The organism is Ancylobacter sp. VNQ12 (assembly GCF_049445835.1).
Taxonomy (GTDB): Bacteria; Pseudomonadota; Alphaproteobacteria; order Rhizobiales; family Xanthobacteraceae; genus Ancylobacter.
Window position 1 is genome coordinate 1 of record NZ_JBMSDU010000043.1, and the last position, 8697, is coordinate 8697.

An 8697-nucleotide genomic window follows, 5' to 3' on the forward strand; every position below is an offset into this window, starting at 1 on the left:
TGGAGACCAACGATTTCAGTCTGTTAGCAACGCGCCCAGCTCTGGATCTGGCAGGCTGTCTCACGAAAACCGCTTTAAAAAACGGCTCGACGGCGGCCGAGTCTCACGAATTCCGGTCTGCTGACAGGGTGGCGGCCCTGGAGGGGAGGGCGCAGGGGCCTCCCGGGCGTCGTTTTCGGGGCTTTGAGGGCTCGCTTCGCGCATGTCTCTATATAAAGAGAAAAACGAATGATAATGCAACATTATCATTCATTGTTTGAGAACGACAGGGTGTGCGGTTGTGAATGGATTGATAGCCTAAACCGCACAGATCGGCTACGCTGCCGCGATGATTCCGACCGCAAATCACATCCTCTTGGACCTCCCGCAGCTGCCCAGCGTACCGGGCTGGGCGCAGCGGCGTGGTCCGGTGATCAGCGATATGGAGGCCGCCTTTATCGCCGGCGCCGCGTTGAATTCATTGGATAATCTGGTGCGGATGGACCCGGCTTGGGCCGGCGCCTGGCGTCAACGGCTGGCGCTCAAATGTGCCGAGACGGCGGTCTCCATGGTCGGTCGTACCGAGGATGAGGCGGCGCTGCGCGACGCCTGGTATTTGCGCTCACCAAATGGCGATCCCGGCCCCGCCGGTCGAATGTTTGAGGCCTGGAAGCGGCTGGGCGACCGCTCACCCGGGATCAATGCCGCCTTTCTCACCGCGACCGTCGGTTTGCTGGGACTTCACGGGGGCGATGAGCTCGAGCCGCTGATTGAGCGGGTCGCCGCGCTCGGCCGTTCCCGTGAGCCGGCGCCGCTTGCCGCCGCCGCCGTGGTCACTGAGGTGATGGCGATCCGCCCGGATGCTGAACTGCTCGGCTGGTGGCTGGCAGATCAGGTGGTGGCGCTAAAGCTGCGCTGGCCGTTGCCGTTGCCGCTCCTGGTGAGCCAGGCGCGCAGCACTGCATTCCGCGAGCAGGCCGAACGCAAACGAATCCGCCCAGGCGGGGAGGGGTTTGAACGCGGCGTCTGTGTGGCGCTGGCCCAAGCCGCTGCGGAGGCCTGCCGGCTGGCCATGGAGATCGCACCGCGCGCCGCGCGGCTCGAGGCCGCACTGCCCAAGCTGCGCGCCAAAGGAGCCGGGGAGGCAATCAAGCTGTTGCTGGAGGAGGATGCGGTGCCGGGCACGCTGCAGACCGCCCATTTGACCCGCTGGGGCTCACGCCGGCTGTTCGATCGTCTGCTGGCCCTTGATGCGGTGCGCGAGCTCTCCGGTCGCTCCGCCTTCAAACTCTACGGGCTCTGACGTCATGGCGCGGCGCAAACCAACCCATGAAGGTCTGGACGTCGAGCTGTTGGAGTTGCCGTCCGAGCTGCGCTGGCGCGAATGGATGGGTCGGGTCGAGGCGGTGATTTTTGCTTCTCCGGAACCGGTCGGTCGTGAAGCGCTGGCACGTGTGGTTGGACGGGCGTGCAATCTCGACCTCATCCTTGACGACATCCGCGCCGAGCTGGTGGGTCGACCTTACGAGCTGGTGGCCGTTGCCGGCGGCTGGCAGCACCGCACCAAAAAGGGTTTTGCCGACGCCATCCGCACCGCCACCGGGCTGGGAACCGAGACTACGCCGCTGTCGAAATCCGACTCTCTTGTGCTGATGTGCATCGGCTTTTACCAGCCGATCACTCGCGGCGAGTTGGGTCAGTTTTTCGGCAAGGAGATCAGCCGTGATGTCATCGGCATACTGCGGCGGCTAGGGTTTATAACGGCCGGTCCGCGAAGCCCGACACCGGGCGCGCCCTACACTTATGTGACCACCAAGGCGTTCCTGACGCATTTTGGCCTGAACACGTTGCGTGATTTGCCGGACATGGAGGCGCTGGAGGATGCTGGGTTGCTGAGCCGGGACCGGCTGCTGGCGGGGGATTTCCCGATCGCTCGTACCAACGAAGATGACTTTGTGGACTATGGAGCGCTGGACCCGCCGCCGGAGGAGGAGCCATGGCCATAGGCGGTGAAAAGGGTATCGAGGCCATCATCCAGATTCCTGACATTGAGGCCCTTGCCGATGACGAACTCGCCGAGATCGCACATATGCGCGACGGGCGATGGAGCGCTCAGACCAGGGCGTTCCTCGTGCGATTCGGGACGACAAGACTGGATTTGAACACGCGACCCAATACTCGCTTCGGCAACGTCAGAAGACAAATATAAGTGTGGACTAAGCGGCAGAGCCAAAACCTATAGCGAGACCGGCCGCCGCCCGCGGCGGCTCATAAATTTTTCCTATGCCGCCACGCGCATTTTCGTATTTCGCTCTAGCGGCATCTCCGCGCATTGTGCCGCTCCACGGTTCAAGTGAAGACCCATGCCAGCAACTCTGTCCCCGCCATTCCTTTCCCCTGTCCCATCTGGCGACGGCTGGCTCGGCTATCCGCTGCTGCTGTTGTTCGTGCCCGGCACAAGGCCAGAGCGCTTTGTCACGGCGGTCGAGGCCGGCGTGGACGCCGTCATCATCGACCTTGAAGACGCCGTGGCGACGGCGGAGAAGGCTGCCGCACGCGACGCAGTCGAGGCCGGCTTCCCGCCGATGGGTCGGGTGTTTCTGCGCATCAATCCGGCTGGTACACCGTGGCCTAGCGACGACTTGGCCTTGGCCGCCCGCCTGCCGCTTGCCGGCCTTGTGCTGCCCAAGGCGGAACGCTGCGCGGACATAGCGGCGATCGGCGTGGTGTTGGGGCCGGATGTTCCGGTCGTCGCGCTGATCGAGAGCGCGCTCGGCCTTGCCGAGGTCCGGCGAATCGCGGCGATGTCTCAGGTCGCAAGGCTCGCCTTCGGTTCCATCGATTTCGACGCCGATATCGGCAGCTCCCACAGCCGCGAGGCGCTGCTCTGCGCCCGCCGCGGCCTCGCGCCGGCACCCGACGAAATCGCCCGGGCAAAGCGCATCGTCGCCAGCCTCGCCGCGGGTGGCGCGGTGCTGGCGGTTGACGGCGCAATGGTCGACGCTCCGGTGCGCCTGCGCGCCGAACGCGTTCTTGCCCGCGCCGGCGTCCCGGGCCATGCCGTGCCGGCAGCGACCGCGAGGAATTGAGCATGGCCGACGAAACCAACCGGCTCGCCACCTATGTCGCGGAGCTGTCCTTCGAGGAATTGCCGGCGGAGGTCGTGGCCCGCACCGAGCGGCTGATCCTTGATTTCGTCGGCAATGTCGCGCGCGGCGGGGCGGAGGCGGATTCCTCACCCTCCGTGCTCGCCATGCTGGCGCGGCTCGGCCTCGACGGACCGGGCGACTGTACTGTGATTGGCTCGCCGCGCAGCTATTCGCCGTCGGTCGCAGCTCTGCTCAACGGCACGTTCGGTCATTCGCTCGACTTCGACGACACCCATGCGGCGAGTTCGCTGCATCCGAGCGCTCCGGTCGTCTCGGCCGCGCTGGCCGCTGCCGAGATGACCGGCACCAGCGGCCCGCAATTCGTCACGGCCGTCATCGCGGGTTATGAAGTGTGCTGCCGGCTCGGCCTCGCACTCGATCCGACCAAGCACTATGCCCGCGGCTTCCACCCAACCGCGACGGCAGGCACGTTCGGCGCCGCCGCCGCCGCCGGCAAGCTGCTCGGCCTCGATGCTGCCGGCATCGCCTGCGCCTTCGGCATCGCCGCGAGCCAAGCGGCGGGGTCGCTGCAATTTCTGATGAATGGCGCCTGGAACAAGCGCTACCAGGTCGGCGCTTCCGCCATGAACGGCCTGATTGCCGCGACGCTGGCGCTCGAGGGCTTCAAGGGCGCCGCCGACGCCATCGAGGGGGTGCACGGCTTCCTCAAGGGCTATTCGGACGACGCCAACCCGGAGGCCGCGGTGCGGGACCTCGGCACCGTCTACGAGACCCTAAAGATCGGCCTCAAGCCCTATCCGAGCTGCCGCTACACCCATGCCGCTCTCGACGGGCTCATCGCGTTGCGGGCTGAGCACGCGCTGTCGGCGGCCGACATACGCAATGTGCGCATCGGGCTGCATCCGAACGGCATCACCCTCACCGGCGCCCCGCTCGCCGAGAAGCGACGCGCGCGCACCGTGGTGGCAGGGCAGTTCTCGATGCCCTTCACCGCCGCGCTTGCACTGGATCAGGGCAGCTTCGGTTGGGATGACTATGCCCGGCTGGGCGACCCGGCGCTCGAAGCCCTGTGCGACCGCATCGAGGTGGTCGCCGACCCGCGGGTCGAAGGCAAGGCGCACCCGTTCGGCGCCGTAATCCGTGTTGCGACCCTGGCCGGCACCTTCGAGCGCACCATTGACGATCCCTCGGGCGAGCCCGACCACTTCCCGTCCGACACGCTGCTGGTCGGCAAGTTCACCACGCTTGCCGAACCAGTGATCGGGGAGAACACCGCGCGGCTTGCGGCCGCCGTGCTGGGCGTCTCGTCCCACACCTGCATCGACACGCTTGCCCGGCTGGCTCGGCCGGCGCCGACACCCTGATCCGCCGGGTCACGCCGCCCAGTGTACCGCTTTCACAGAACACATTGCGAGGAAACCATGCGTGCCCGTGCCGCCGTCCTGCGTGCTTCCCCGGTCGAGCGTCCCTATGCCGAGACCCGACCGCTGAGCATCGAGACCATCGAGGTCGTATCGCCCGGCCCGGACGAGGTACTGGTGAAGGTGGCGGCGGCGGGCCTGTGCCATTCCGATCTCTCCGTCATCAATGGCGACCGCATCCGCCCGACTCCCATGGTGATGGGGCATGAATGCTCGGGCGTCGTGGAGAAGGTCGGCCCGGGAGTCACCGACCTCAAGCCCGGCGACCGGGTGGTGATGAGCTTCCTGCCGACCTGTGGTCACTGCGCGCCCGGCGCAGACGGGCGCGCGCAACTCTGCGAGCCGGGACATGCCGCCAATGCGCGCGGCGTGCTGCTGCCCGGCGCGCAGCGCTTCATCTGCGACGACGGCCTCGCGCCTTACCATCATAACGGCGTCTCGGCTTGCGCGGAATATTCGGTGGTATCGAGGCGCTCCGTCATAAAGTTCACGCAGGACATTTCCCTGGTGGATGCGGCACTGTTCGGGTGCACGGTGATGACCGGCGTCGGCACGGTCGTGAACACCTGCAAGGTTCGTCCCGGGGAGACCGTCGCGGAGATCGGCCTCGGCGGAGTCGGTCTTTCCGCATTGCTCGGCGCCGTGGCGAGCGGCGCCTCGCGGCATCGCATGTCGAACATATGGGTGATGTAGCGAGCTGTCGGCCCGTCGGCATAGCGCGGCGGGAAGGTGAACTGGATGCCGTTGTCCGTCAGAACGGTGTGGATCCGGTACGGCACCGCGTTGATCAAGGCCATGAGGAAGGCCGACGCTGAGGTCCGGCCTGTTTTCCTGACGACCTGCACGAAGGCGACCTTGCTTGTGCGATCAATGGCTACATAAAGGTACAGCTTACCCTCGGCAGTATGCACCTCGGCGATATCGATATGGAAGAAGCCGATCGCATAGGACTTGAACCGCCTCTTCGGCTCCTTGTCGCCCTCCACCTCCGGCAGCCGGCTGATGCCGTGGCGCTGCAGGCAGCGATGCACGGATGAGCGCGTCAGATGCGGGATCGTCGCCTGCAAGGCATAGAGGCAGTCGTCGAGCGGCAGCAACGTATGCCGGCGGCAGGCGATGATGATGGCCTCTTCCTCGATCGACAGAACCGTCGATGTCGGCTCCCTCGGGCCGGTCGGCAGATCAGCGACCGAGGTCCGCTTCTTCCACTTGGCGACGGTCTTTTGATTGATCCCGGACGTCTCGCCAGCGCCCTCAGGCTCTCTTGACTATGCTGTATCGCTCTAAGGACTGCCTCAGTCGTCGGATCGTGTCCCCGGACGTGGTGTAGGTCGAGGCAGAGGTGGTCACCGGGGATGTTCGGTTAGGGTCTGGGTTGCGAACCCCAACTCCAGACCGAAAGATCCACCGATGACCACCGACATGATGAACTTCCGTGACCTCGTGGAGAGTACGCATACGACGAGGGCCGCGGGATAGAGGCCCGCGCGCGTACGATGTCGGCGCTATGATAGAGGTTGGCGAGGCTCAGGCCGCCTGCTGATCAGCGGGCTTTTCGGTTTCGCGCAGGAGCCGCCACTCCCAAGGCAGCAGCTCATGCAGACGCGAGGTGGGCAGATCGGCGATGCGGGCCAGGACGTCGGCGAGCCAGGCCTTCGGATCGACGTCGTTGAGGCGGGCCGTGGTGATGAGCGTGAGCATGACGGCGGCGCGGTCGGCGCCGCGCTGGGAACCGGCGAAGGTCCAGTTGCGCCGTCCCAGGGCGATGCCCCGCAGCGCTCTTTCGGCGGCGTTATTCGTCAGGCAGATCCTGCCGTCATCGAGGAAGCGGGCGAAGTCGTCCCAGCGCCGGAGCATGTAGTTGATCGGCTTCAGGACCTCGGCGGAGCGCGAGAGGGTTTCGCGTTCGCGGAGCAACCAGGCCTGCATGTCGTCGAGAAGCGGTTTGCTCTTCTCCTGGCGCACAGCCCTCCGCTCGTCGGCGCTGCGCCCGTTGATGGCGCGCTCGATCTCGAACAGCGCGTCAAGACGCCTGACCGCCTCCAGGGCGATCGGGGAGACCGGTTTGCCCTTCTTGCCGTCGCGGGCCTTTTTCGCGATGTCGGCCAGCTCGAAGAAGCCGCGCCGCGCATGAGCGAAGCAAAAGGCCGGCGTGATCGGCTGTTCCTTGCGCTGCGGTCGAACAACGGCTCGAAGCCACCGTAACAGTCGCACTGAAGGATGCCGGCGAATCCGGCCAGATGCTTCTGCGGGTGCTCGCCGCGTCGGTCGCCCGAGGCGTAATAGACCGCCGCCGGCGGCGCAGGCCCGGCGAAGGGGCCGTCATCGCGCACATAAGTCCAGATCCGCCCGGTCGCGCATTTGCCTTTCGCCAGGATCGGGACCGTCGTGTCGTCGCCATGCAGGCGCTCGGCGGCGAGCGCATGGTTCTCGATCAGGTCGAAGACCGGCTTCAGGGCGAAGGTTCCATGGCCGACCTGGTCGGCCAGCGTTGTAACCGGCATGTCGATGCCCTCGGCCTTGAAGCGCGCGCTCTGGCGGTTGAGCGGGTTATGCATGCCGAACTTGTCGAACAGGATCGTCGCCAGCAGCTGCGGACCGATGAAGCCACGCGGGGTGGCATGGAACGGCGCCGGCGGCTGACTGACCTTACCGCAATCGCGGCAGGTAAACTTCTCTCGCACCGTCTCGATGAGCTTGAACCGGCGCGGGATCTCCTCCAGCGTCTCGGTCACGTCCTCGCCCAGTTTCGACAGCCGCGCTCCGCCGCAACAGGTGCAGGCAGGGGGAGGATCAATGACGACCCGCTCGCGCTCGATATCCTCCGGCCAGGGCTTGCGCACCGGCCGCTTGCGCGTGAAGGCGCGCGCGTTCCCGCTTTTCGTCGCCGCGACGGCTGCGGCAAGCTCGTCCTCGCTCGCCGCAGTCACGAGCTCGTCGAGCTGAAGTTCCATCTGCTCGATCAGCCGCGCCGTGCGTTCGGAACGCTGGCCGTATTTCTCGCGCTTCAGCTTCTCGATCATCAGCTGCAGATGCGCGATCAGCGCCTCGGTGGCCGACAGTTTCGCCTGCGCGCTAGCGGCTACCGCCTCAGCTTGCAGCCGCGCCTCACGCTCAGACCGCAGCGCCGCCAGGGCACTTGCGAGGTCCGAAGGAAGATCGTCCGGCTTCAACGTCACGAAGCCAGTGAATCAGATTTTTCCTGCGATTTCAAAAGGTAAATGCTAGCCGACCCGTGTCGGTTGCCACGTTTCCTGAGGATTGCGCCAATCGATTCCGGACAGAAGATAACCCATCTGCGCCGTCGAGATCGTGACCGCCCCGTCCGCCGGGCTCGGCCACAGGAACCGGCCCCGTTCCAGCCGCTTCGTGAACAGGCAGGCGCCCTGGCCGTCATGCCAGATCACCTTCAAAAGATCGCCACGGCGCCCCCGAAAGCAGAACAGATGCCCGCTCAGCGGATCCCGGCGAAGCACTTCCTGTACCTGCAGGGACAGTCCCGGGAAGCCTCGGCGCATATCCGTGTAGCCGGTCGCAAGCCAGACCCGCACGCCTGTCGGGACCGGGATCACGCAAGCCGCTCCAGTGCCTGCACGACCCGGATCAGAGCCTCGACGTCGACATCGCGATCTACAAGCACCCGCCGCCCGTTCGCCATCACGATCTCGATCCGGCCGCTGCCGTCCGCCATCAGCGGGCCGGTCGCCGCCGCGACCTCCGGCACGATCACAGCCGGAACAAATCCTGCTCTCGAAGCCGGACCAAACCGCCCGGCCCGCGCCGCGTCACGCCACTCGTTCAACTGCGAGCGCGTGATCCCGTATTTGCGGGCCGTCGCCGAGCCCAGGCGTCGACCCGAATAGCTCTCCTCGACGATCCGCAGCTTCGCCTCATCGCTGAAGCGCCGCCGGCCGCCGCTCTCAACGATCTCAAGCCGACTGATCGGGGTGTCTGTATAGACGTCCATACAGACGTTTTCTCACCGTCAGGCCTCAATTCGCAAGACGGCCGCCGTCGGAGGGATACCGTGGAGAAGTCCCCCGACGCCGACCTTCTGCGCGAGATGATCGGCTTTGCGGCCGAGCGCCTGATGGAACTGGAGGTCGGCGCCGTAACGGGCGCGGCCTATGGCGAGAAAGACCCAGGCCGGCGGGCCCAGCGCAATGGCTATCGCGAACGGGACTGGG

10 protein-coding genes and 2 pseudogenes are annotated in these 8697 nt (G+C 65.8%); 8 read left to right on the forward strand and 4 right to left on the reverse strand.

What is annotated here, in order from left to right; translation table 11 throughout:
- The 7 genes and pseudogenes from ACO2RV_RS24645 to ACO2RV_RS24675 form a co-directional block, all read left to right on the forward strand.
- Positions 1–260, forward strand: a 260-nt coding sequence (locus ACO2RV_RS24645; RefSeq protein ID WP_423296847.1) for a hypothetical protein, incomplete at its 5' end; no start/stop codon positions are given.
- A 152-nt stretch (positions 261–412) separates the two neighbouring features.
- The gene (locus tag ACO2RV_RS24650; protein ID WP_423296856.1) at positions 413–1282 is read left to right on the forward strand and encodes a DUF1403 family protein; all 870 of its coding nucleotides are present in this window, start codon (positions 413–415) and stop codon (positions 1280–1282) included.
- A gap of 4 nt (positions 1283–1286) precedes the next feature.
- Positions 1287–1985, forward strand: a complete 699-nt coding sequence (gene scpB / locus ACO2RV_RS24655; protein WP_423296848.1) for an SMC-Scp complex subunit ScpB — start codon at positions 1287–1289, stop codon at positions 1983–1985.
- Positions 1976–2188 (forward strand): hypothetical protein, encoded by a 213-nt coding sequence (locus tag ACO2RV_RS24660; protein ID WP_423296849.1) that lies wholly within the window; start codon positions 1976–1978, stop codon positions 2186–2188. The genes scpB and ACO2RV_RS24660 overlap by 10 nt, the downstream gene beginning before the upstream one ends.
- Before the next feature lie 154 nt (positions 2189–2342).
- On the forward strand, positions 2343–3068 hold the full coding sequence (locus ACO2RV_RS24665; RefSeq protein ID WP_423296850.1) for an aldolase/citrate lyase family protein: 726 nt from the start codon (positions 2343–2345) through the stop codon (positions 3066–3068).
- A gap of 2 nt (positions 3069–3070) precedes the next feature.
- Positions 3071–4453, forward strand: a complete 1383-nt coding sequence (locus tag ACO2RV_RS24670; protein WP_423296851.1) for an MmgE/PrpD family protein — start codon at positions 3071–3073, stop codon at positions 4451–4453.
- Positions 4454–4510: 57 nt separating this feature from the next.
- Positions 4511–5170 (forward strand): annotated as a pseudogene (locus tag ACO2RV_RS24675) (alcohol dehydrogenase catalytic domain-containing protein); the annotation flags it as partial.
- On the opposite strand, the pseudogene ACO2RV_RS24680 reads toward ACO2RV_RS24675, so the two are convergent.
- The 4 genes and pseudogenes from ACO2RV_RS24680 to tnpA all read right to left on the reverse strand — a co-directional run.
- Positions 5167–5867: pseudogene (locus ACO2RV_RS24680) on the reverse strand (IS481 family transposase); the annotation flags it as partial. The pseudogenes ACO2RV_RS24675 and ACO2RV_RS24680 sit on opposite strands and share 4 nt — an antisense overlap.
- A gap of 170 nt (positions 5868–6037) precedes the next feature.
- Positions 6038–7689 (reverse strand): IS66 family transposase gene (tnpC, locus tag ACO2RV_RS24685; RefSeq protein WP_423296852.1). Its coding sequence is split into 2 segments (ribosomal slippage): positions 6038–6690 and positions 6690–7689, totalling 1653 coding nucleotides; the frame shifts between segments, so codons are not numbered across the junction.
- Positions 7690–7734: 45 nt separating this feature from the next.
- Positions 7735–8082 (reverse strand): IS66 family insertion sequence element accessory protein TnpB, encoded by a 348-nt coding sequence (gene tnpB / locus ACO2RV_RS24690; RefSeq protein ID WP_423296853.1) that lies wholly within the window; start codon positions 8080–8082, stop codon positions 7735–7737.
- Positions 8079–8477 (reverse strand): IS66-like element accessory protein TnpA, encoded by a 399-nt coding sequence (gene tnpA, locus ACO2RV_RS24695; protein WP_423296855.1) that lies wholly within the window; start codon positions 8475–8477, stop codon positions 8079–8081. Before tnpA ends, tnpB begins: the two co-directional genes overlap by 4 nt.
- A 60-nt stretch (positions 8478–8537) precedes the next feature.
- Between tnpA and ACO2RV_RS24700 the strand changes: the two genes are divergently transcribed.
- Positions 8538–8697, forward strand: a 160-nt coding sequence (locus tag ACO2RV_RS24700) for a transposase (protein ID WP_423296858.1), incomplete at its 3' end; no start/stop codon positions are given.

Excerpts from the sequence above, each read along its gene's own strand:
- ACO2RV_RS24660 (WP_423296849.1), top strand. The coding sequence starts at position 1,976 with ATGGCCATAGGCGGTGAAAAGGGTATCGAGGCCATCATCCAGATTCCT.
- ACO2RV_RS24665 (WP_423296850.1), top strand. The coding sequence starts at position 2,343 with ATGCCAGCAACTCTGTCCCCGCCATTCCTTTCCCCTGTCCCATCTGGC.
- tnpA (WP_423296855.1), bottom strand. The coding sequence starts at position 8,477 with ATGGACGTCTATACAGACACCCCGATCAGTCGGCTTGAGATCGTTGAG.
- ACO2RV_RS24670 (WP_423296851.1), top strand. The coding sequence starts at position 3,071 with ATGGCCGACGAAACCAACCGGCTCGCCACCTATGTCGCGGAGCTGTCC.
- scpB (WP_423296848.1), top strand. The coding sequence starts at position 1,287 with ATGGCGCGGCGCAAACCAACCCATGAAGGTCTGGACGTCGAGCTGTTG.